This window comes from Mesorhizobium sp. GW821-FHT07A06, assembly GCF_059419085.1.
On the sequence record NZ_JBWKRC010000007.1, the window covers coordinates 240,786 to 259,907 of the forward strand.

Genomic DNA, 19,122 nt, shown 5'->3' on the forward strand with positions numbered 1-19,122 from the left:
GCATTTCCCGTCCCCTTAATTTCACTACTGCCTACTGACTATTCCCTACTCACTCAGTCATCCAACACCCAGGTATCTTTCGTTCCGCCGCCCTGCGAGGAATTGACCACCAGCGAGCCTTCCTTCAACGCCACGCGCGTCAGGCCACCGGGCACGATCTGGATGCGGTCGGAAACCAGCACGTAGGGCCTGAGATCGACGTGGCGCGGTGCCAGCCCCTTGTCGGTCAGGATCGGGCAGGTCGACAGCGCCAGTGTCGGCTGGGCGATATAGTTCGAAGGCTTCGCGGCCAGTTTCTTGGCGAACGCCTCGCATTCCTTCTTGGTCGCCGCCGGGCCGACCAGCATGCCGTAGCCGCCGGACCCGTGCACTTCCTTGATCACCAGCTCATGGATGTGCTCGAGCACATATTTCAGGCTGTCCGGCTCGGAACAGCGCCACGTGGGGATGTTGCCGAGGATCGCCTTGCGGCCTGTGTAGAATTCGACGATCTCGGGCATGTAGGAATAGATCGCCTTGTCGTCGGCGATACCGGTGCCCGGCGCATTCGCAATGGTGATGTTGCCGGCGCGGTAGACATCCATGATGCCCGGTATGCCGAGGGCCGAATCCGGCCGAAAGGTCAGCGGGTCGAGGAAGGAATCGTCGACGCGGCGGTAAAGCACGTCGATCTGCTTGTAGCCCTCGGTCGTGCGCATCGCGACATGGCCGTCGACGACGCGCAGATCCTGCCCCTCGACCAGTTGCACGCCCATCTGGTCGGCAAGGAAGGCGTGCTCGAAATAGGCCGAGTTGAAACTGCCTGGTGTCAGCACCGCGATGGTCGGCGCGCCCTTGGTGCTCTGCGGCCGCACCGCCGCCAGCGACTGGCGCAGCAGCTGCGGGTAGTTCTCGACCGGCCGCACCTTGATCTTCTGGAACAGCTCTGGGAACAGCTGCATCATCGTCTCGCGGTTCTCCAGCATGTAGGAGACACCCGACGGCGTGCGTGCATTGTCCTCCAGCACGTAGAATTCGTCCTCGCTGATGCGCACGATATCGACGCCAATGATATGGGTGTAGACGCCGGCCGGCGGCCGCACCCCGATCATCTCCGGCAGGAAAGCCTCGTTCCTGGCGATGAGGTCCCTGGGGACACGGCCAGCGCGCAGGATCTCCTGGCGATGGTATATGTCGTCGAGGAAGGCGTTCAGCGCCTGCACGCGCTGCTCGATGCCTTGCGTCAGGCGTCGCCACTCATTGCCCGAAATGATGCGCGGAACGATGTCGAAGGGAATAAGTCTCTCGGACGCCTCTTGCTCGCCGTAGACGGCAAAGGTGATTCCGGTTTTGCGGAAGACGCGTTCGGCGTCCTGCATCTTCTCAGTAAGCCTGGCCGGATCCTGCTCCTTCAGCCAGCGATCGTAAGCCGAATACGGTCTTCTCAATCCGGAGACTTCCGGAAGCATTTCATCGAACGCTGCCAATCGCATACTCCCCTGTGACGCCATTTCACTGGCGTCGCCGGAGAAAATCAAGCGCAATCGGTGATTTGGGAGGTCCGGGCGATCAGTATGTCGCGCCTGCCTAAAATTGAGGCAGCTGAAATACGGCCTTGATCAGGCTTTGCCTCGCGCCCGGGCAAATGCATTCCCGGCTAGAAGGCACGAAACGTGACGACCGTGAACGTGTCCTTGATGCCCGGGAGAATCTGCACCTTCTCGTTGACGAAGTGGCCGACATCTTCCTCATCGTCGACATAGAATTTGGCAAGCAGATCGTAATTGCCGGCAGTGGAGTAAATCTCCGAGGCGATCTCGGCATCGGCAAGCGCGCTGGCAACTTCATAGGATTTGCCCAGCTCGCATTTGATCTGCACGAAAAACGCCTTCATGGCTTCGTCCCGCTAAACGTCCAAGTCCAAGCGGCCCTTCTGGCAGACTGGAGGCGGCCTTTCAAGCATTGGAATCCGTACTTGGCCGACACGGGCACTGGCCACGGCCTCGCGCAGCCCCGCAACGGGCATGACATTCCGGTGGCGAATATTCGCAATCGGTGAAACCGGGATGCATCGCCAAGCGTATGTTACCGTGGGTCTTCAGATATCATTCTCGAGGGACCATTCCGAGGAACGACGGAGACAAGCCATGCGTCGCGCTTTTTTCGCATTCGCAGTCATTCCATTCATCTTCATATCCTCGGCCTTTGCCGGCGATGCCGAAATCAGGGCTGGCCAGGCTGTCATCGATGGTCAGTTGAAGGCCCTCCTCGCCGATGATGGCGCCAAGGCCTACAGCTTCGCCGCCCCGAACGTGAAGCAGGTGTTCCCGACCATCGATGCCTTCATGAACATGGTGACCAATGGCTACCCGCCGGTGCGCAAGCCACAGTCCTATGCCTTCGGCAAGGTCGAACAGACGGGCCCGGGTTCAATTGTACAGCAGGTGCTCATCGTCGGCCCCGACGGCAAGGACTACGAGGCTGTCTACACACTGCAGCAGCAGCCCGACGGCACGTTCCAGATTACCGGCTGCAGCCTGCGCGCGTCGAATTCGCTGAGCACCTGAGGTTTTACAGGACGGGGATGTCGCCCCTCGCCCAGCCCTCCGTGATCTCGGCCCCACGCGTCTCGAAGCTCCCGGTCTCGATCCCGGCGCGGATCTCCTGCATCAGCTTCTGGTAGTAGGAAAGATTGTTCCAGGTGAGCAGCATCGCGCCAAGCGCCTCCTGCGAGCGCACGAGATGATGCAGATAGGCACGCGAATAATCCCGCGCTGCCGGGCAGTCGCTTTCCTCGTCCAGCGGGCGCGGGTCGTCCGCATGGCGCGCGTTGCGCAGATTGACCTTGCCGCGCCTTGTATAGGCAAGGCCGTGCCGGCCGGCCCGTGTCGGCATGACGCAATCGAACATGTCGATGCCGCGCGCCACCGATTTCAGGATATCGTCGGGCGTACCGACACCCATGAGATAGCGCGGCTTGTCATCAGGCAGCTCCGGACAGGTGATGTCGAGCATCTCGAGCATCACCGCTTGCGGCTCGCCGACGGCCAAGCCGCCGACCGCATAGCCCTTGAGATCCATCGCGCTCAGCGCCTGCGCCGAACGCACGCGCAGCGCCGCGTTGTCGCCCCCCTGCACGATGCCGAACATCGCCTTTCCGGGCTGGTCGCCGAACGCCACCTTGCAGCGCTCGGCCCAGCGCAGCGACAGCTCCATGGCGCGCTCGATCTCCTTCAACTCAGCTGGCAGCGCCGTGCATTCGTCGAGCTGCATCTGGATATCGGAATCAAGCAGGCCTTGAATCTCGATCGAACGCTCCGGCGACATCTCGTAGGCTGCGCCATCGATATGTGAGCGGAAGGTGACGCCTTTCTCGGTCAGTTTCCTCAGCTTCGACAGTGACATCACCTGAAAACCGCCGCTGTCGGTCAGGATCGGATGCGGCCAGCGGGCGAATTCGTGCAGGCCGCCGAGCCGCGCCACGCGCTCGGCGCCCGGCCGCAGCATCAGGTGATAGGTGTTGCCCAGGATGATGTCGGCGCCGACGCCGCGCACCTGTTCCATATACATGGCCTTGACGGTGCCGCCGGTGCCGACGGGCATGAAGGCCGGCGTGCGAATTTCGCCACGCGGCATGTCGATGACACCGCGCCGCGCCTTGCCGTCGGTCGCCAGAACCTTGAAGCTGAACGGCTTAGCCATTGAATTCCTTGTCATGAACCGCCGCTTCAGGCGCCTGCCTGTCGAGCGACTGGCGGTATTGCACGCAGCCGCGCATGAATTTTGGCCAGGGCGGCACGGCGATCGATGGCGCGGTCTTTTCAGGCAGCAGGTCCCACAGATCCGGGTGATGCCAGCAGAGATCATGGCCTGACGTGTCGCGATGCGCGCGAATGCCGGCGCGCAGCTTTTTCACTTCGGCGATCAGGCCTTCGCGATCGAGGGCTTGCAGATCATCGTCCATCGCTCATCTCCGCTCGAAAAAGCAGGCTTGCGTCTCCATAGGAGTAGAACCTGTACCGGTTCGCAATGGCATGCGCATAGGCGCCACGCATCGTGTCGAGACCGCTGAAGGCCGAAACCAGCATGAACAGCGTCGAGCGCGGCAGATGGAAATTGGTCATCAGCATGTCGGCCGTGCGAAAGCGGTAGCCGGGCGTGATGAAGATGTCGGTCGGACCGGACCACGCTGGCACCGTGCCATCTTCACGCGCGGCACTCTCCAGCAGGCGTAGCGAGGTCGTGCCAACGGCAATGATGCGCCCGCCCCTCGCCTTGGCAGCGTTAAGCGCGTCGGCAGTCGCTTCACTGACCGAACCGATCTCGGCATGCATCTTGTGGTCGGCGGTGTCGTCGGCCTTCACCGGCAGGAACGTGCCGGCGCCGACATGCAAGGTCACGAAGTGGCGTTCGACACCCCTGGCGTCGAGAGCCGCGAAAAGCTCCGGCGTGAAATGCAGGCCTGCGGTAGGGGCGGCGACCGCGCCTTCCTCCCTTGCATAGATGGTCTGGTAGTCGGCGCGGTCGCGCTCGTCGTCGTCGCGCTTCGAGGCGATGTAGGGAGGCAGCGGGATGTGGCCGACGGCCTGCAGCGCTTCGTCGAGGAAAGGCCCTGACAGGTCGAAGCCAAGCAGCGCCTCGCCGCCCTCGCCCTTCTCGATCACGGTGGCGTCGAGCTGGCCGAGGAAACAGGAATTGCCGTCATGACCGAAATGGATGCGGTCGCCGGCGGCGATACGCTTGCCTGGCCGCATGAAGGCTAGCCAACGATCGGGCGCCACCCGCATATGCAGTGTCGCTTCGACTTGCGCCGCCGCTTCGCCGCGCCGCCTGACGCCTTTGAGCTGCGCCGGAATGACCTTGGTGTCGTTGAACACCAGCACATCGCCGGCCCTGAGTAGGGATGGCAGGTCGCCAACCGCCCGGTCTTCAAGCGCTTCGCCCGGCTTGACCACCAGCATCTTGGCGCTGTCGCGCGGCTCCGCCGGGCGGAGCGCAATGCGCTCTTCCGGCAGGTCGAAGTCGAAGAGATCGACGCGCATCAGTAGAGCCGGACGAGCAGCGCCCCGACCAGCAGCAGCACCGCGCCGGCGACCCGGCCTAGCGAGATCTCGCGCACCGCGACGCCCAGGAAGCCGACGCGATCGATAAGCATGCCGGCCAGCAGCTGGCCGGCCACGAGGAACGCCATCAAGGCGGCGGCCCCGATGCGCGGCGTGAGAATAGTGGAGAGCGTGACATAGAATCCGCCGAGCATGCCGCCGGCAACGAACAGCCACGGCGCCGGCGCCTTCCAGTCGAGCGAGATTCCTTGCAGCTTCACCACCGTGACGGAGATGATCCCGAGCACGATGGCGCCCGACAGGAACGAGAAGGCAGCGGCCGCGACCGGGAGACCCAGGCCGCGCGCCAGCTGCGAATTGATCGGGGCCTGAATGGCAATGAAGGCGCCGGACAGGATGCCGAGAAGCGACCAGACGACGCCCATCATTGTCGTCTCGCCTTACTTGACGTCCGCCGCGACCTTCAGCGACACGATCTTGTCGGGATCGACAACCGGCTCGCCGCGCTTGATCTTGTCGACATTGTCCATGCCTTCGATGACCTGGCCCCAGACCGTATACTGGCGGTTGAGGAAAGCGGCATCGTCGAAGCAGATGAAGAACTGCGAATTGGCAGAGTTCGGGTTCTGCGCACGCGCCATCGAGCAGGTGCCGCGGCCATGGTTGGCGTTGGAGAACTCAGCCTTCAGGTCCGGCTTGTCGGAACCGCCCATGCCCGCGCGCGAAGGAGCAAAGGTCGGCTTGTTCGAATTGCCGAACTTCACGTCGCCTGTCTGCGCCATGAAGCCGTCGATGACGCGGTGGAAGACCACGCCGTCGTAAGCGCCTTCCCTGGCCAGTTCCTTGATGCGAGCGACATGGCCCGGAGCCAGGTCGGGGAAAAGTTCGATGACGACCTTGCCCTTGGTCGTTTCCAGGATGAGCGCGTTCTCGCGGTCCTTGATCTCAGCCATGTCAGATATCCTTTTTCTCAAAAAACAGAATTATTTGTCCGCGGCGATGCGCACCTTGATCATCCGGTCCGGGTCGGTAACCGTACCGTTGTCGGCCTCGTCACCCTTCTTGATCTTGTCCACCAGTTCCATGCCGCTGACGACGTTGCCGACGATGGTGTACTGGCCGTCGAGCGGCGGCGCCGGCGCGAACATGATGAAGAACTGCGAATTGGCGGAGTTCGGATCCTGCGAGCGGGCCATGCCGACCACGCCGCGCTTGTAGTGCTCGGTCTGAGAGAACTCGGCAGGCAGGTCCGGCAGGTCCGAACCGCCGGTGCCGACGGCCTGCGAGTTGAAACCCTTCTTCATGTTGCCGAACTTGACGTCGCCGGTCTGCGCCATGAAGCCGTCGATCACGCGGTGGAAGGCGACATTGTCATAGGCATGGTCACGCACGAGCTTCTTGATCTGCGCGACATGCTTGGGCGCCAGGTCGGGCCGCAGCGCGATCGTGACGTCGCCGTCCTTCAGCGTGATGATCATGGTGTTTTCGGGATCGGCGGCATAGGCGGAAACGGAAGCGGTCAAAAGACCGGCGAGCACGACAAGGAACGAGGCGAGCCTTTTCAGCTGCATGTGTTTTCTCCGAGGCTTATTTCGCGAATTTGGCGGTGAGCGCGCCAGCAACTGCCGCCGGCACGAAGGGGCGGATGTTGCCGCCCATCGAGGCTATCTGCCGTACAAGTGTGGCGGTAATGGTGCGCACCGACGGGCTGGCGGGCAGAAAGACCGTCTGCAATTCAGGCGCCATGGTCTCGTTCATGCCGGCCATCTGCATCTCGTAGTCGAGATCGGTACCGTCGCGTAGCCCGCGGATCATGATCGAGGCGCCCTGCTTCCTCGCGGCATCGATGACAAGCCCGTCGAAGGCGACCACCCGGATGCGGGCGCCATCGCTGCCAAATTCGGCTTTCGTGGCGGCTTCGATCAACTGGACCCGTTCCTCGAAGGAGAACAGCGGCTTCTTGCCGGGATGAATGCCAATCGCGGCATAGACGATGTCGGCAACCGCCAGCGACGCCTTCAGCACATCGAGATGGCCGTTGGTCAGCGGGTCGAAGGAGCCGGCATAAAGGGCGATGCGTTCGGTCATGGCGGAGCTTCTAATGCATGATCCCAAAAAGTGGAAACCGGTTTTTGCGGACAAACGGTTTTTCGTTTGTCCTGGAGATCATGCTCAAATGAAAGCTTGAGCCTGTTCCATCTTCAGTCCACCAAGATGGAACAGGCTCTAGCGAGCCTCTCTCACAAAGGCAAATCCGATGGCGGGCGGGCCGTGAACCTTTTCCGGCGCATGAACGACAGATGAACAAGCTGATCACCAAGCCTTCACGCAGCGTTCATTAGATTGCACCTTAATAAGATGAAACCAAAATCCCATCTATCCGTTGTAAGGCGCAGGAGAACACGCAAATGCTGATCTACATGCTCGCCACCGCAATGACCGTCGCCATGCTGATCGCCACCGTTTTCGGGCTGCATCAAGAGGCACAACGCGTCCGCGTCAAGGCAACCGTCAAGCGCTTCGAAGGCTTCGGCCCGCGCAAGCCGTATCGTCACTACTAAGTCATTCCAGACTTCCTGCCGCGCCGGCCAATGGGCCGGCGTTGCTATGTCAAAAACCGGTCCAGGACTTACTCGGCACCATCCGAGCCAGTAGCCGTCACCGGACCGGACTCCACGCCACCCTCGACGGCCTCTTCGCTCTCCTCGTCCGCTTGCGGCTCCGAGATCCGCTCGACAGAAACCACCTTTTCACCCTCAGCCGTATTGAAGATGGTCACGCCCTTGGTGGCGCGGCTGGCGAAACGGATGCCGTTGACCGGCACCCGGATGACGGTCCCGCCATCCGACACCAGCATGATCTGGTCGTCATTCCCGACCGGGAAGGTCGCCACCAGCCGGCCGATCTCCGCCGCCTTCGACACGTCGGTGGCCCGGATGCCCTTGCCACCGCGTCCGGTCAGACGGAAATCGTAGGAAGACGAGCGCTTGCCGTAGCCGTATTCGGTAACCGTCAGCACGTACTGCTCGTGCGCCTTGAGGAACTCGTAGCGCTCGTCGGAAAGCTCCGTCTCCTCGCCGACCTCTTCATTGGTCAGCGCGATTTCTTCCTCTTCGCCGGCCGCGATACCGGCGGCAAGCCGCCGTTCGGCTGCTGCCCGCTTGAGATAGGCGGCGCGTTCGGCCGGCGACGCATCGACACTCTCGATCACCGACATGGAGATGATGCGGTCGGTCTCGGCCATGGTGATGCCGCGCACGCCGACAGAGTTGCGGCTCTGGAACACGCGCACGTCGCCGACCGAGAAGCGGATGCACTGGCCGGAACTCGCGGTCAAAAGCACGTCGTCATTGTCGGTGCAGGTCTCGACGCCGAGGATCTCGTCGCCTTCCTCCTCCAGTTTCATGGCGATCTTGCCATTGCGGTTGACCTGGACGAAATCGGACAGCTTGTTGCGGCGCACGGTGCCGCGCGTGGTGGCGAACATCACGTCGAGTTCGCCCCAGCTCGTTTCGTCCTCGGGCAGCGGCATGATCGTGGTGATGCGCTCGCCCTGCTCCAGCGGAAGCATGTTGATCAGCGCCTTGCCGCGTGATTGCGGATTGCCGATCGGCAGCCGCCAGACCTTTTCCTTGTAGACGATGCCGCGTGAAGAGAAGAACAGCACCGGCGTATGCGTGTTGGCCACGAACAGCCGGGTGACGAAATCCTCTTCCTTGGTCGACATGCCGGAGCGGCCCTTGCCGCCGCGGCGCTGCGCCCGGTACAGCGACAGCGGCACGCGCTTGATGTAGCCGGAGTGGCTCACCGTCACGACCATGTCCTCACGCTGGATCAGGTCCTCGTCTTCCATGTCCGCGCCGCCGTCGGTGAGTTCGGTGCGGCGTGGCGTACCGAACTCGTCGCGCACTGCGGCGAGTTCGTCCTTGACGATCTGCTGGACACGCGCGCGCGACGACAGGATGTCGAGGTAGTCCTTGATCTCGTCGCCGATCGTGTTCAACTCGTCGGCGATTTCATCGCGGCCGAGCGCGGTCAGGCGCTGCAGGCGCAACTCAAGAATGGCGCGCGCCTGCTCCTCGGAGAGATTGTAGGTCCCGTCCTCGTTGATGCGGTGGCGCGGATCGTCGATCAGAAGAATCAGCGATTCGACATCACCCGCGGGCCAGCGCCGCTCCATCAACTGCTCGCGCGCCGTCTGCGGATCCGGCGCGGTGCGGATCAGCTTGATGACCTCGTCGATATTGGCAACGGCGATGGCGAGACCAACCAGCACATGGGCGCGGTCGCGCGCCTTGCGCAGCAGGAATTTCGTCCGCCTTGTGATGACCTCTTCGCGGAAGGAGACGAACGCCTTCAGCATGTCGGTCAGGGTCAGCAGTTCCGGCTTGCCGCCATTCAGCGCCACCATATTGGCGCCGAAAGAAGACTGCAGCGGCGTGAACCGGTAAAGCTGGTTGAGGATGACATCGGCGACGGCGTCGCGCTTCAGCTCGATGACGACGCGATAGCCCTGGCGGTCGCTTTCGTCACGGATGTCGGAAATGCCCTCGATGCGCTTGTCGCGCACCAGCTCGGCCATCTTCTCGATCATCGAGGCCTTGTTCACCTGGTAGGGAACCTCGGTTATGATGATCGATTCACGGTCATTGCCGCGCTGCTCGATGTTGACCTTGCCGCGCATCACGATGGAGCCACGGCCAGTCGAATAGGCGCTGTAGATGCCGGAACGGCCGAGCACGATGCCGCCGGTCGGGAAATCAGGGCCCGGAATGATCTCCATCAGTGCCGGCAGGTCAATCGCCGGATTGTCGATGACGGCGATGGCGCCATTGCAGACTTCGCCAAGATTGTGCGGCGGGATGTTGGTGGCCATGCCGACGGCGATACCGCCGGAGCCATTGACCAGCAGATTGGGAAAGCGCGCCGGCAGGACCTTCGGCTCGGTGTCCGAGGCATCATAAGTGTCCTGGAAATCGACGGTGTCCTTGTCGATATCCTCCAGCAGTTCATGCGCGACCTTGGTCAGCCGCGACTCGGTGTAGCGCATCGCCGCCGGCGGATCGCCGTCGATCGAGCCGAAATTGCCCTGCCCGTCGATCAGCGGCACGCGCAGCGACCAATCCTGCGCCATGCGTACCAAGGCATCATAGATCGAGGCGTCGCCATGCGGATGGTATTTACCCATCACGTCGGCCACCGGGCGCGCCGACTTCACATATTTGCGGTTCCAGTGGTAGCCGCTCTCATGCGCCGCGTAGAGGATGCGGCGATGGACAGGCTTCAGGCCATCGCGCACATCGGGCAGCGCACGGCTGACGATCACGCTCATGGCGTACGAGAGATACGAGCTCTGCATCTCCTCGATGATGGAGATGGGCTCGATGCCGGTAGGGCCGCCGTCGGCGCCGCGCGGTGTCTTTTGGTCGGTCAAATCGGATCACAATCTAATCAGGAATCACTGACCGCTTATATAGGAAGCGCAGCCGAAACTCCAATGTTAGCGGCACTTTTCCAGTGTCATTTTTGGTGGTAATTTCAAAAGGATACCGCTGATTGCGACGATATGGCCACAACGCTTTTCGCCGCCACAAGGCAAAAGCCGGCAATGGACCGATTTCCCCAAGCGAAAGCCGCAAGTACGATGAATCGGAGCCGCTGGCTGCCTTTGCGAGCGTTGAGCGGCTGGCAGCCTCGGGATCTCAATGGCGATCTGGTCGCGGGTTTGACACTGGCCGCGATCGCCATTCCCGAGCAGATGGCAACGGCCCGGCTCGGCGGCTTTGCTCCCGAGGTCGGGTTCTTCGCTTTTGTCGCCGGTTCGGTGGCGTTTGCCCTGTTTGGCGCCAATCGCCACCTCTCGGTTGGAGCGGATTCGACCATCACGCCACTGTTTGCCGGCAGCCTGGCGCTGCTCGCCACATCCGGCTCGCCGCATTATCTGGCCCTGGCAGCCATGCTGGCCTTGATGGTCGGGGCGATCGTGACGCTGAGCGGCATCTTTCGCCTCGGCTGGATCGCCGATCTCCTCTCGGTGCCGGTCACAACTGGCTTTTTGGCCGGCATCGCCGTCCACATCATCGTCTCGCAAATGCCAGGGCTGCTCGGCCTGCCTGCCGAGAGCGGTGAGACCTTGCGGCGTATCGGCGAGATTGCCGGCAGTCTCCATCTCACCAATCCCTGGGCCCTCGGGCTCGGCCTCGGCGTGTTCGCGATCGTGTTCTGCTCGGAACGGATCAGCGCCCGCATCCCTGGCGCCCTGATCGGCATGGTGCTTGCCACGCTTGCGGTCGTCGCCTTCGACCTCGGGGATCGCGGCGTCGAGGTGCTTGGCGCGCTGCCAAACGGTCTGCCGCGAGCCTACTTGCCGGAGGCCGGCCTCAAAGATGTGCAGGCGCTCGTTCCGCTGGCTCTGCTGATCGCCATCGTCGTCATGGTGCAGACGGCCGCCACCTCGCGTTCCTTTGCCTCGCAACCGGACGATGCACCCGACGTCAACCGCGATTTTGTCGGCGCCGGCGCCGGCAGCATCGCGTCCGGCCTGTTCGGCGCCTTTGCCGTCAACGCCAGCCCGCCGCGCACGGCAATCGTTTCCCAGTCGGGCGGCCGCTCGCAACTGTCCGGCCTCATTGCCGCGGCCATCGTGCTGGCGCTCGGCGCTTTCGGCGGCAGTCTGCTCGCCAATGTTCCACAGGCAGCCCTTGCCGGCGTCCTGATGTTCGTTGCCCAGCACATACTGCGATGGAAGGTGTTTGCCAGCGTCTACCGGCAGGCGCCGGTCGAATTCGCCTTGATCCTGATCACGATGGCGGCGATCGTCGTGTTACCGATCGAGACCGGCGTGGCAGTCGGCATCGGCCTGTCGCTGTTGCACGGGATCTGGAGCGCAACCCAGACGCAGCCGATCGAGCTCGAACAAGTGCCAGGGACTTCCGTCTGGTGGCCGCCCGGCAAGCCAGGTGCCGGCGAGCAGCTCCCAGGCGTTCTGGTCGCGGCCTTCCAGGCGCCGCTGTCCTTCGTCAATGCCGACCGTTTCAAGCGCGGCCTTTGCGATCTCGTCGATGCCAGGAACGAAACAGTGAAACTGGTCGTGCTGGAGGCCAGCAACATCGTCGAAATCGACTACACCGCCGCCCAGGCCCTGATCGACACCATCCTTCATTGCCGCAAGGCGGGCGCGGTCTTTGCAATCGCGCGTCTGGAATCGCTGCGCGCCCAGGCGGCCCTGGCGCGGTTCGGCATCGCTGAAATGGTCGGCACGAAACACATATTCCACAGCGTCGACGCGGCGATCAAATCACTTGGTCCGGGGCAACAGCAGCAGCAGCAAGAACAGGATGGAGTGCCATGATCGACCCCCGAGAACCCATTGTCACGCCGGTTCCCGTCGAGGACTTGCGGCCGACGCAGATAACGGTCGGCATGCGGGAAGTTGCGTTGAAACGCCAGATGATCCGGGAACAGGACGCCAAGAAGAAGACCGGCGCTTTTCTCGGCAGACACATGGTGCCCGTCGTATTGGGTCCCAAAAATCGAAACTACGTCACCGATCACCATCACCTCGCTCGCGCCCTGCTCGAAGAAGGCGTCAAGGACGTGCTTGTGACCGTGATCAGCGACCTGTCCGCGCTTGACAAGGACGCGTTTCTTTTCGTGCTCGACAACAGGGGCTGGATGCACCCGTTCGATGAGAACGGCCGCCGCCGCGACTACTCGGCAATTCCAAAGACAATCGGCGAGTTGATCGATGATCCCTATAGAAGCATGGCCGGCGAGTTGCGCCGGCAAGGCGGCTTCGCCAAGGACACGACGCCGTTCAGCGAATTCATCTGGGCGGATTTCCTTCGCCGGCGCATCGATCGCAATGCGGTTGCGAAGAATTTCGACAAGGCGATGAAGGAGGCGTTGACGCTCGCCAAGGGCAAGGACGCGGACTATCTGCCGGGCTGGTGCGGACCGACCTCGGATTGAGCTTGTCTCCGTCGAGGCACCCGCATGCCGGTGCTGTCTGACCGGCGGGCGCGATAATCGCGTGGCGTCTCGCCCATGACGCGTCGAAACCGGCGGTTGAAAGTAGACAGGTCGTTGAAACCGGCGTCGAAGGCTATCGCCGAGATCGCATCGTCCGACAGGCGCAGCCGCACCGCCGCCCGGTGCAGCCGGGTCTTGAGCAGGAACTGGTAGGGCGTCATGCCGGCAACCTGCCGGAAAATGCGCAGGAAATGATAGGGACTGGTCGCTGCCCCATCCGCCAGTGCGGACAGCGAAACCGGCCCGTCGGCATCCAGCTCGATCCGCCGCACCGCTTCCGCCACTCGTTTCTGATCGCGGCGGCTTGGCGTGCGCAGGACAGGCGTGGCGCCGGAAACCGTGGCCACGGCGGCACCCGCGAAGCGCAGGGAAAGTTCCTCGAAGGCATCCTTATCGGCCATGTCGCGCGCGGCTTCCGCCTCGGCCAGCAGCGGTGCCAAGGCCGGCAAGAGCGGCAGGCGCGGCGCCTCGAAGGTGAGGGTTCGGGCGCCCGGCACGTTGGCGACGATCCGTTCCATATAGGCCGGCCCGAAATGGAACGAGAGGCAACGGTCGCCGCTGCCATGCTCGTGCCCGCATTCATAGCATGTACCGGAATTGCCGAGCAGCAATGCGCCGGGCGACAGCATGGCGGTGCCTTGCCGCGCGCGGTAGCCGAACGTGCCGCTGGTGACCGCCGCGACGCAGAAATCCTGATGGGCCTCCTCGAACGGCCGGTCGTCGGCACCGGCCGTGCAGATCACGTCCGCGACGTGCCAGCCGGGTCCGGATGCAAGAGTGCGGGTCGTCGCCGTCATGGCCGAAATATAGCAATTTTTCCCAAGCCCAGAACCCCGTCAGCGCCTACTCCTCCAGGTCTCCTGACAGAAAGAGGCCGCAGCCATGTTCGACCCCTTCGCCGAAGCCTTGCACAGTCCCGGACCGATGGTCGGGCCTGCCGAAAAACTGAACCTTTACGGCCGCTTCGTCGGCGCCTGGACCTTCGACGCCTCACGCCACCTCGAGGACGGCACCGTGCTGACCGGACGCGGCGAGGTGCATTTCGGCTGGGTGCTGGAAGGCCGCGCCATCCAGGATGTCTGGATCCTGCCCGCGCGGAACAGCGGTTCCCAGCCTTCCCTGGGCAAGTGGACATTCTACGGCACGACGCTGCGGGTCTATGATCCCGGCGCGGACGCCTGGCACATCTTCTGGAGCGATCCACGCAACACGTATTTCAGCCGCCAGCTCGGCCGTGCCGAGGGCGACACGATCGTGCAGCTCGGCGCCGACGGCACCGGCTCCTCGGTGTGCTGGAGTTTTTCGCGGATCACCGAGAACTCCTTTCGATGGCTCGGCGAGCGCTCGCACGACGGCGCGGACTGGCACCTCGAAGTCGAGTTCTTGGCGCGCCGTCAATCTGCAAGATGACGCCGCAACGCGTTGTACCAATGGAGAAAACCATGTTCGACCATATTTCGATCGGCGTTCGCGACAGCAATGCCTCGAAGCGCTTCTATGATGCAGCGCTGACGCCTCTCGGCTACAGCTGTCTCAGCCAGTCACCGGGTTCGCTCGGTTATGGCGCCCACAGCGTCGCGCTATGGGTCAACGAGGCGGCACGGCCGGTGCCGGCGGATGGAAAATCCGGCCTGCATTTCTGCTTCGCCGCGCCAACGCGGGCCAGCGTCGATGCCTTCCATACCGGTGCGTTGCGCGAAGGCGGAAGCGACAATGGCGGTCCGGGTCTGCGCGCCGACTATGGTGAAAATTACTATGCCGCCTTTGTCGTGGACCCGGACGGCTATCGCCTGAAGGCCTATTGCGACGCCGCCGGCTAGCCTTGCCGGGAGCCCGTGCTTTCGCGGTCCTGACTGTTTCCACCGGCCGGGCTTTGCTCTACCAATGTGGAGCGGGCTCGGCCCGGCGGGAGGGATCAGCGATGCCGAGTTTCGACAGCCTGTTCAATGCCTTCGTCACCATTCTCGTGACCATCGATCCGCCCGGGCTGGCGCCATTGTTCCTCGCCGTGACACGCGGCATGAACCGCGAGGAGCGCCAGCAGGTTTCGGTGCGTGCCTCGGTCATCGGCTTCCTGGTGATGGCGCTGTTCGCGGTTGCGGGCGCCTCCATCCTGTCGGTGTTCGGCATCACCCTGCCGGCCTTCCGCGTTGCCGGCGGTTTTCTGCTCTTCTTCATCGCCTTCGAAATGGTGTTCGAGCGTCGCCAGGACCGCAAGGAGAAGATCGGCGACGTCGCCATCACCAAGGACATGATCCACAACATCGCCGCCTTCCCGCTGGCGATCCCGCTGATCGCAGGCCCCGGCGCGATTTCGGCGACCGTGCTGCTCTCCGGCTCGTTTCAGGGCTTTGCCGCGCAGGCAGCACTCGTCGGCATCATCTTCGTCTGCCTGGCCATCACCTATCTGGTGTTCGTGCTGTCTGAACGCATCGACCGCATCCTCGGCCAGACCGGCCGCTCGATCCTGACCCGCCTGCTCGGCGTCATCCTGGCCGCGCTGGCCGTGCAGTTCGTGGCCGACGGCATCAAGGCATTGATGGCGGGATGAGCGGCAGCCCCCTACTGCCTTACTTCGCCGACGTGTCTACAACCTCGAAATCATGCGTGATCATGGCCGTCTTGGCCATCATCGCCGAGGCCGAGCAGTATTTTTCGATCGACAGGTCGATCGCCCGCTTGACCTTGTCAGGCGAGAGCGCCCTGCCCTTGACGATGAAATGCATGTGGATGCGCGTGAACACCTTTGGCTCGGTCTCGGCCCGGTCGGCATCGAGCTCGACCACGCAGTCCTCAACCGCCTCACGGCCCTTTTCCAGGATGTGCACGACATCATAGGCCGAACAGCCGCCGGTGCCGATCAGCACCAGTTCCATCGGGCTCGGCCCCGGAGTCTTGCCTTCAGGTCCGAATGCCGTTCCCAGCACCAGCTTGTGACCGCTGCCGGACTCACCGACGAAGGTGCGCTCCTCGACCCACTTTACCCGTGCCTTCACCGTCCTATCCTTTCAGTCCCAGATCGCGCCTGCTGTCAGGCCAATCAACAACGCAAAACCCCGAAAGTCCATCAGGACCCTCGGGGCGTATCGATCACGTGACGTCAGCCATCTGGCGACGTCCGCCGTTCGGCATTGCTTTCGATCAGAACGGGATCTCGTCATCCAGCTCGCGCGACGAACCGCCGCCACCGCCGCCCCTGGGGGCGCCGCCGCCACGGTTGAAGCTTTCGTTCGGGCCGGACTGGCCGAAATCGGAACCACGGCTGCTGCCGCCACCGGAATAACCGCCGACCTGGCCGCCCTCGCCCTGGCCGCGCGCATCGAGCATCTGCAGTTCGCCACGGAATTTCTGCAGCACGACTTCCGTCGTGTACTTGTCGGCGCCGGTCTGGTCCTGCCATTTGCGGGTCTGCAGCTGGCCCTCGACATAGACCTTCATGCCCTTCTTCAGATACTGCTCGGCCACCTTGGCGATGCCCTCATTGAAGATGACGACATTGTGCCACTCGGTCTTTTCCTTGCGCTCGCCGGAATTCTTGTCGCGCCAGCTCTCCGACGTGGCGATGCGGATGTTCACGACCGGCTCGCCCGAGTTCAGGCGACGGATTTCCGGATCCGCGCCAAGATTGCCGACCAGAATGACCTTGTTGACGCTACCCGCCATGTTTTTTCTCCGCGCTCATCCGAAACAAATTTTTGTCGCAGCACCTTACAGGCTGCGCACGTCCGCCGCCTGCTAAGGCTGGCTTTTCCCACAAGGTTTTTGTTCCCTTTTCGTTCCTATATGCACTGCTGCTGATTGTCAAGGAATGGCAGCAATGCCCGGAGCTTTCATATGGGTTTCAAAACAGCGCTTGCCAAATCAATAAGTATCGACTTATGCTTTTCTCATGATCGAAGCAGAGATTTTCCGCGCCCTGGCCGACCCGACACGCCGCGCCGTCTTCGAGCGCCTCGCGACGAGCGAGATGAGCGTGTCGGAATTGCGCAGCGGCCTGACTGTGTCGCAGCCGGCCGTCTCGCAGCATCTGGCGGTGCTGCGCGGCGCCGGCCTCGTGGTCGAGCGGCGGGCCGGCCGCAACGCCTATTACCGCGCCGATCCGCAGGGGCTTGCCCCCTTGCTCTCCTGGATCGAACGCTACCGGACCTTCTGGCCGGAGCGCATCGAAAGGTTGAAGACGGTTTTGAAGGACATGGATCAGTGAAGGAAGTCGGATCAATGAACGCCGAAAGCCAAAGCGAAGCCGCCTCGGATGTGCTCGAGTTCGAATACGACCTTGCGGAGCCGCCGGAAAAGGTTTGGCGAGCGCTGACGGTGCCGGAACTGCTCGCCGCCTGGATGATGCCCAACGACATCACGCCGGAAATCGGCAACCGTTTTGCCTTCGCCGCGACGGACGCTGTGATCGAGTGCGAAATCCTTGACGCCGAGCCCGAACGCCTGCTGCGCTATTCCTGGCGAGAGCAGGCGGGCGGCGCCGCGCGCCAGGATCCACTCGACAGCGTCGTCACCTTCACGCTCGCCCGAACAGTTTCCGGCGGCACGCATCTGCGCATCGTCCATGACGGATTTTCCCGCAAGGCGATGCCTGCCGTTGTCATGGCGGGTGCCGGCTGCCGGCTTTCGCTCGGGCTGCGCGGGGCCGCAAAGCCCATCGCGGCGAACACACCGCGCCTTGTGCCGCGTGCGGCCTGAACACGGAAATCAGAGAAGAAAATGAGTGGTATTGCCAGTCTGGTGCCGATGGTGATCGAGCAATCGAGCCGCGGCGAACGCGCCTTCGACATTTTCTCGCGGCTCCTGCGCGAGCGCATCGTCTTCATCAATGGCGAGATCAACGACGACGTCTCGGCGCTGGTCTGCGCGCAGCTCTTGTCGCTGGAGTCGGACAATCCCGACAAGGAGATCTCGCTCTACATCAACTCGCCGGGCGGCGTGGTGACCAGCGGCTTTGCCATCTACGACACGATGCAATATGTCAGCTGCCCGGTATCGACCGTGTGCATGGGTTTTGCCGCCTCGATGGGTTCGTTCCTGCTGATGGCGGGCACGCCGGGACGCCGCATCGCGCTGCCGAACGCCACCATCCTTCTGCATCAGCCGCTGGGCGGCTTCCAGGGCCAGGCTTCCGACATACAGCGCCATGCCGAGCGGATCGGCAAGACCAAACGCCATATGGCTGAACTCTATGCCCAGCATTGCGGCCGCAGCTATGAGGAGGTCGAACGCACGCTGGACCGCGACCATTTCATGACCGCCCGCGAGGCCCAGGCATGGGGCATTGTCGACCACGTTTTCGATACGCGCAAAAAGGCGGCGTAAGCGCAAGCCAGATCGGAGTCCCGCCACATGTCGAAGATTTGACGACACCGGTCTGGTTCCGGGGACGGCTCGTCCCTATAATCCGGGGATGATCGACACTTATTCGCCCAGGACGTCGCATCGCGTCATCGCCGCCGTGGTGTTCACTTTCGCCAGCCTGGTGAGCGGCATGGCACTCGCCGACGACGGCTTAGCGCAGGCAAAGAAAGGCGCCCTGCCCGGCGTGGCCGGCGATTATCGCATCGCCAAGCCGGCTCCCCAGCCGGAACCGGACGATGCGTTCCCCAGCAACGGGAACGGCACGTTCAAGATCGGCGATACCGATGTCAGGATTTCCGGCAGCATCACGGTCGATATGGCCACGGGTGGGTTTAAGCCCCCGAGGTGAGCAGCCCTCCGCCAGGGCCAGTTCAGCCATTTCCTCAAAAGAACAGCCCCGCCGTGCCTTGGGCAAACGGACGGGGCTTTTCTGGATCTCAAATCCATTTTTTGCCGGGAGTATACTGCCGGCGTTTGATTTCGGATGCTTCGCGGCGTCAGCCGACGATCCGACTGGCAGTCTCTGATCTTTAGGGAATACGGCAAGTCACGGTTTGCCGGGTGGCGCAAACGCTAAACCCTGGCACTTATGCCTGCCGCGGCTCCAACGAGACGTGGAGCCCTTGGGGACTATCCGGTGGCGTCATGCTCCGCTCCTGTGTCCGTTGCGACATTGCCGTCGCGAAGC

At 62.8% G+C, this 19,122-nt stretch carries 24 protein-coding genes; 11 read left to right on the forward strand and 13 right to left on the reverse strand.

Annotated elements, in window-relative coordinates:
• Nucleotides 1–53: 53 nt before the first annotated feature.
• Nucleotides 54–1,466, reverse strand: coding sequence for a circularly permuted type 2 ATP-grasp protein (locus AC07SZ_RS23060; protein WP_056576849.1), 1,413 nt, complete (start codon nt 1,464–1,466; stop codon nt 54–56).
• Nucleotides 1,467–1,636: 170 nt separating this feature from the next.
• Nucleotides 1,637–1,873: an Lrp/AsnC family transcriptional regulator gene (locus AC07SZ_RS23065; RefSeq protein ID WP_010909609.1), complete on the reverse strand. Its 237-nt coding sequence runs from the start codon at nt 1,871–1,873 to the stop codon at nt 1,637–1,639.
• A 253-nt stretch (nt 1,874–2,126) separates the two neighbouring features.
• On the opposite strand from AC07SZ_RS23065, the gene AC07SZ_RS23070 reads away from it, so the two are divergent.
• Nucleotides 2,127–2,546, forward strand: coding sequence for a DUF4864 domain-containing protein (locus AC07SZ_RS23070; protein WP_494916011.1), 420 nt, complete (start codon nt 2,127–2,129; stop codon nt 2,544–2,546).
• A gap of 4 nt (nt 2,547–2,550) precedes the next feature.
• Here the strand turns inward: AC07SZ_RS23070 and tgt are convergent, their stop codons facing one another.
• The 7 genes from tgt to coaD form a co-directional block, all read right to left on the reverse strand.
• Nucleotides 2,551–3,681 (reverse strand): tRNA guanosine(34) transglycosylase Tgt, encoded by a 1,131-nt coding sequence (gene tgt, locus AC07SZ_RS23075; RefSeq protein WP_494916013.1) that lies wholly within the window; start codon nt 3,679–3,681, stop codon nt 2,551–2,553.
• Complete coding sequence (locus AC07SZ_RS23080; protein ID WP_494916014.1) at nt 3,674–3,943, reverse strand: hypothetical protein; 270 nt, start codon at nt 3,941–3,943, stop codon at nt 3,674–3,676. The genes tgt and AC07SZ_RS23080 overlap by 8 nt, the downstream gene beginning before the upstream one ends.
• Complete coding sequence (gene queA, locus AC07SZ_RS23085; protein WP_494916015.1) at nt 3,933–5,021, reverse strand: tRNA preQ1(34) S-adenosylmethionine ribosyltransferase-isomerase QueA; 1,089 nt, start codon at nt 5,019–5,021, stop codon at nt 3,933–3,935. The genes AC07SZ_RS23080 and queA overlap by 11 nt, the downstream gene beginning before the upstream one ends.
• The gene (locus AC07SZ_RS23090; protein ID WP_056576832.1) at nt 5,021–5,470 is read right to left on the reverse strand and encodes a DMT family transporter; all 450 of its coding nucleotides are present in this window, start codon (nt 5,468–5,470) and stop codon (nt 5,021–5,023) included. Before AC07SZ_RS23090 ends, queA begins: the two co-directional genes overlap by 1 nt.
• Before the next feature lie 12 nt (nt 5,471–5,482).
• Nucleotides 5,483–5,995: a peptidylprolyl isomerase gene (locus AC07SZ_RS23095; RefSeq protein WP_056576829.1), complete on the reverse strand. Its 513-nt coding sequence runs from the start codon at nt 5,993–5,995 to the stop codon at nt 5,483–5,485.
• 30 nt (nt 5,996–6,025) lie between these two features.
• Nucleotides 6,026–6,520: a peptidylprolyl isomerase gene (locus tag AC07SZ_RS23100; protein WP_413814140.1), complete on the reverse strand. Its 495-nt coding sequence runs from the start codon at nt 6,518–6,520 to the stop codon at nt 6,026–6,028.
• Between the two features lie 109 nt (nt 6,521–6,629).
• Entirely contained in the window at nt 6,630–7,130 is a 501-nt protein-coding gene (coaD, locus tag AC07SZ_RS23105) for a pantetheine-phosphate adenylyltransferase (RefSeq protein WP_056576824.1), read from the reverse strand.
• Between the two features lie 320 nt (nt 7,131–7,450).
• Here coaD and AC07SZ_RS23110 point away from each other — a divergent pair, with 320 nt between their 5' ends.
• The gene (locus tag AC07SZ_RS23110) at nt 7,451–7,603 is read left to right on the forward strand and encodes a hypothetical protein (protein WP_081294748.1); all 153 of its coding nucleotides are present in this window, start codon (nt 7,451–7,453) and stop codon (nt 7,601–7,603) included.
• Between the two features lie 68 nt (nt 7,604–7,671).
• Here the strand turns inward: AC07SZ_RS23110 and gyrA are convergent, their stop codons facing one another.
• Nucleotides 7,672–10,476 (reverse strand): DNA gyrase subunit A, encoded by a 2,805-nt coding sequence (gene gyrA / locus AC07SZ_RS23115; protein ID WP_494916016.1) that lies wholly within the window; start codon nt 10,474–10,476, stop codon nt 7,672–7,674.
• Between the two features lie 210 nt (nt 10,477–10,686).
• Here gyrA and AC07SZ_RS23120 point away from each other — a divergent pair, with 210 nt between their 5' ends.
• Nucleotides 10,687–12,393: a SulP family inorganic anion transporter gene (locus AC07SZ_RS23120; protein ID WP_494916018.1), complete on the forward strand. Its 1,707-nt coding sequence runs from the start codon at nt 10,687–10,689 to the stop codon at nt 12,391–12,393.
• A complete protein-coding gene (locus AC07SZ_RS23125) occupies nt 12,390–13,013 on the forward strand; it encodes a ParB-like protein (RefSeq protein WP_056576814.1) in 624 nt (207 codons plus the stop codon). Before AC07SZ_RS23120 ends, AC07SZ_RS23125 begins: the two co-directional genes overlap by 4 nt.
• Here the strand turns inward: AC07SZ_RS23125 and AC07SZ_RS23130 are convergent.
• Nucleotides 12,977–13,870, reverse strand: coding sequence for a helix-turn-helix transcriptional regulator (locus AC07SZ_RS23130; RefSeq protein WP_494916019.1), 894 nt, complete (start codon nt 13,868–13,870; stop codon nt 12,977–12,979). The genes AC07SZ_RS23125 and AC07SZ_RS23130 overlap by 37 nt on opposite strands.
• A gap of 85 nt (nt 13,871–13,955) precedes the next feature.
• Here AC07SZ_RS23130 and AC07SZ_RS23135 point away from each other — a divergent pair, with 85 nt between their 5' ends.
• The 3 genes from AC07SZ_RS23135 to AC07SZ_RS23145 all read left to right on the forward strand — a co-directional run bounded on the left by AC07SZ_RS23135 (nt 13,956) and on the right by AC07SZ_RS23145 (nt 15,624).
• Nucleotides 13,956–14,483, forward strand: a complete 528-nt coding sequence (locus AC07SZ_RS23135) for a hypothetical protein (protein WP_494916020.1) — start codon at nt 13,956–13,958, stop codon at nt 14,481–14,483.
• A 32-nt stretch (nt 14,484–14,515) separates the two neighbouring features.
• Complete coding sequence (locus AC07SZ_RS23140; RefSeq protein WP_494916021.1) at nt 14,516–14,893, forward strand: VOC family protein; 378 nt, start codon at nt 14,516–14,518, stop codon at nt 14,891–14,893.
• A 101-nt stretch (nt 14,894–14,994) separates the two neighbouring features.
• Complete coding sequence (locus AC07SZ_RS23145) at nt 14,995–15,624, forward strand: MarC family protein (protein WP_010909625.1); 630 nt, start codon at nt 14,995–14,997, stop codon at nt 15,622–15,624.
• 19 nt (nt 15,625–15,643) lie between these two features.
• Here AC07SZ_RS23145 and AC07SZ_RS23150 read toward each other — a convergent pair whose 3' ends face one another.
• Together AC07SZ_RS23150 and AC07SZ_RS23155 are read right to left on the reverse strand one after the other, a co-directional pair.
• Entirely contained in the window at nt 15,644–16,069 is a 426-nt protein-coding gene (locus AC07SZ_RS23150; RefSeq protein ID WP_065005094.1) for an OsmC family protein, read from the reverse strand.
• A 145-nt stretch (nt 16,070–16,214) separates the two neighbouring features.
• Entirely contained in the window at nt 16,215–16,736 is a 522-nt protein-coding gene (locus tag AC07SZ_RS23155; protein WP_056576800.1) for a single-stranded DNA-binding protein, read from the reverse strand.
• A gap of 226 nt (nt 16,737–16,962) precedes the next feature.
• Between AC07SZ_RS23155 and AC07SZ_RS23160 the strand changes: the two genes are divergently transcribed.
• From AC07SZ_RS23160 to AC07SZ_RS23175, 4 genes are all read left to right on the forward strand, one after another.
• Nucleotides 16,963–17,277 carry an ArsR/SmtB family transcription factor gene (locus tag AC07SZ_RS23160; protein WP_015317709.1) on the forward strand — a complete coding sequence of 105 codons (315 nt, stop codon included), beginning with the start codon at nt 16,963–16,965 and terminating at the stop codon, nt 17,275–17,277.
• Between the two features lie 14 nt (nt 17,278–17,291).
• Entirely contained in the window at nt 17,292–17,768 is a 477-nt protein-coding gene (locus AC07SZ_RS23165; protein WP_056576796.1) for an SRPBCC family protein, read from the forward strand.
• Between the two features lie 21 nt (nt 17,769–17,789).
• The gene (locus AC07SZ_RS23170) at nt 17,790–18,395 is read left to right on the forward strand and encodes an ATP-dependent Clp protease proteolytic subunit (protein WP_056576793.1); all 606 of its coding nucleotides are present in this window, start codon (nt 17,790–17,792) and stop codon (nt 18,393–18,395) included.
• 88 nt (nt 18,396–18,483) lie between these two features.
• On the forward strand, nt 18,484–18,783 hold the full coding sequence (locus AC07SZ_RS23175) for a hypothetical protein (protein WP_056576790.1): 300 nt from the start codon (nt 18,484–18,486) through the stop codon (nt 18,781–18,783).
• The last annotated feature ends 339 nt before the right edge of the window (nt 18,784–19,122 follow it).

Bases quoted from the DNA above. Each gene is read 5' to 3' on its own strand.
- AC07SZ_RS23065 (WP_010909609.1), bottom strand. From the start codon at position 1,873: ATGAAGGCGTTTTTCGTGCAGATCAAATGCGAGCTGGGCAAATCCTAT.
- AC07SZ_RS23145 (WP_010909625.1), top strand. From the start codon at position 14,995: ATGCCGAGTTTCGACAGCCTGTTCAATGCCTTCGTCACCATTCTCGTG.
- AC07SZ_RS23090 (WP_056576832.1), bottom strand. From the start codon at position 5,470: ATGATGGGCGTCGTCTGGTCGCTTCTCGGCATCCTGTCCGGCGCCTTC.
- coaD (WP_056576824.1), bottom strand. From the start codon at position 7,130: ATGACCGAACGCATCGCCCTTTATGCCGGCTCCTTCGACCCGCTGACC.
- tgt (WP_494916013.1), bottom strand. From the start codon at position 3,681: ATGGCTAAGCCGTTCAGCTTCAAGGTTCTGGCGACCGACGGCAAGGCG.
- AC07SZ_RS23080 (WP_494916014.1), bottom strand. From the start codon at position 3,943: ATGGACGATGATCTGCAAGCCCTCGATCGCGAAGGCCTGATCGCCGAA.
- AC07SZ_RS23125 (WP_056576814.1), top strand. From the start codon at position 12,390: ATGATCGACCCCCGAGAACCCATTGTCACGCCGGTTCCCGTCGAGGAC.
- queA (WP_494916015.1), bottom strand. From the start codon at position 5,021: ATGCGCGTCGATCTCTTCGACTTCGACCTGCCGGAAGAGCGCATTGCG.
- AC07SZ_RS23155 (WP_056576800.1), bottom strand. From the start codon at position 16,736: ATGGCGGGTAGCGTCAACAAGGTCATTCTGGTCGGCAATCTTGGCGCG.
- AC07SZ_RS23140 (WP_494916021.1), top strand. From the start codon at position 14,516: ATGTTCGACCATATTTCGATCGGCGTTCGCGACAGCAATGCCTCGAAG.
- AC07SZ_RS23070 (WP_494916011.1), top strand. From the start codon at position 2,127: ATGCGTCGCGCTTTTTTCGCATTCGCAGTCATTCCATTCATCTTCATA.
- AC07SZ_RS23110 (WP_081294748.1), top strand. From the start codon at position 7,451: ATGCTGATCTACATGCTCGCCACCGCAATGACCGTCGCCATGCTGATC.
- AC07SZ_RS23100 (WP_413814140.1), bottom strand. From the start codon at position 6,520: ATGATCATCACGCTGAAGGACGGCGACGTCACGATCGCGCTGCGGCCC.
- AC07SZ_RS23130 (WP_494916019.1), bottom strand. From the start codon at position 13,870: ATGACGGCGACGACCCGCACTCTTGCATCCGGACCCGGCTGGCACGTC.
- AC07SZ_RS23175 (WP_056576790.1), top strand. From the start codon at position 18,484: ATGATCGACACTTATTCGCCCAGGACGTCGCATCGCGTCATCGCCGCC.
- AC07SZ_RS23135 (WP_494916020.1), top strand. From the start codon at position 13,956: ATGTTCGACCCCTTCGCCGAAGCCTTGCACAGTCCCGGACCGATGGTC.
- AC07SZ_RS23165 (WP_056576796.1), top strand. From the start codon at position 17,292: ATGAACGCCGAAAGCCAAAGCGAAGCCGCCTCGGATGTGCTCGAGTTC.
- AC07SZ_RS23095 (WP_056576829.1), bottom strand. From the start codon at position 5,995: ATGGCTGAGATCAAGGACCGCGAGAACGCGCTCATCCTGGAAACGACC.
- AC07SZ_RS23160 (WP_015317709.1), top strand. From the start codon at position 16,963: ATGATCGAAGCAGAGATTTTCCGCGCCCTGGCCGACCCGACACGCCGC.
- AC07SZ_RS23120 (WP_494916018.1), top strand. From the start codon at position 10,687: ATGAATCGGAGCCGCTGGCTGCCTTTGCGAGCGTTGAGCGGCTGGCAG.
- AC07SZ_RS23170 (WP_056576793.1), top strand. From the start codon at position 17,790: ATGAGTGGTATTGCCAGTCTGGTGCCGATGGTGATCGAGCAATCGAGC.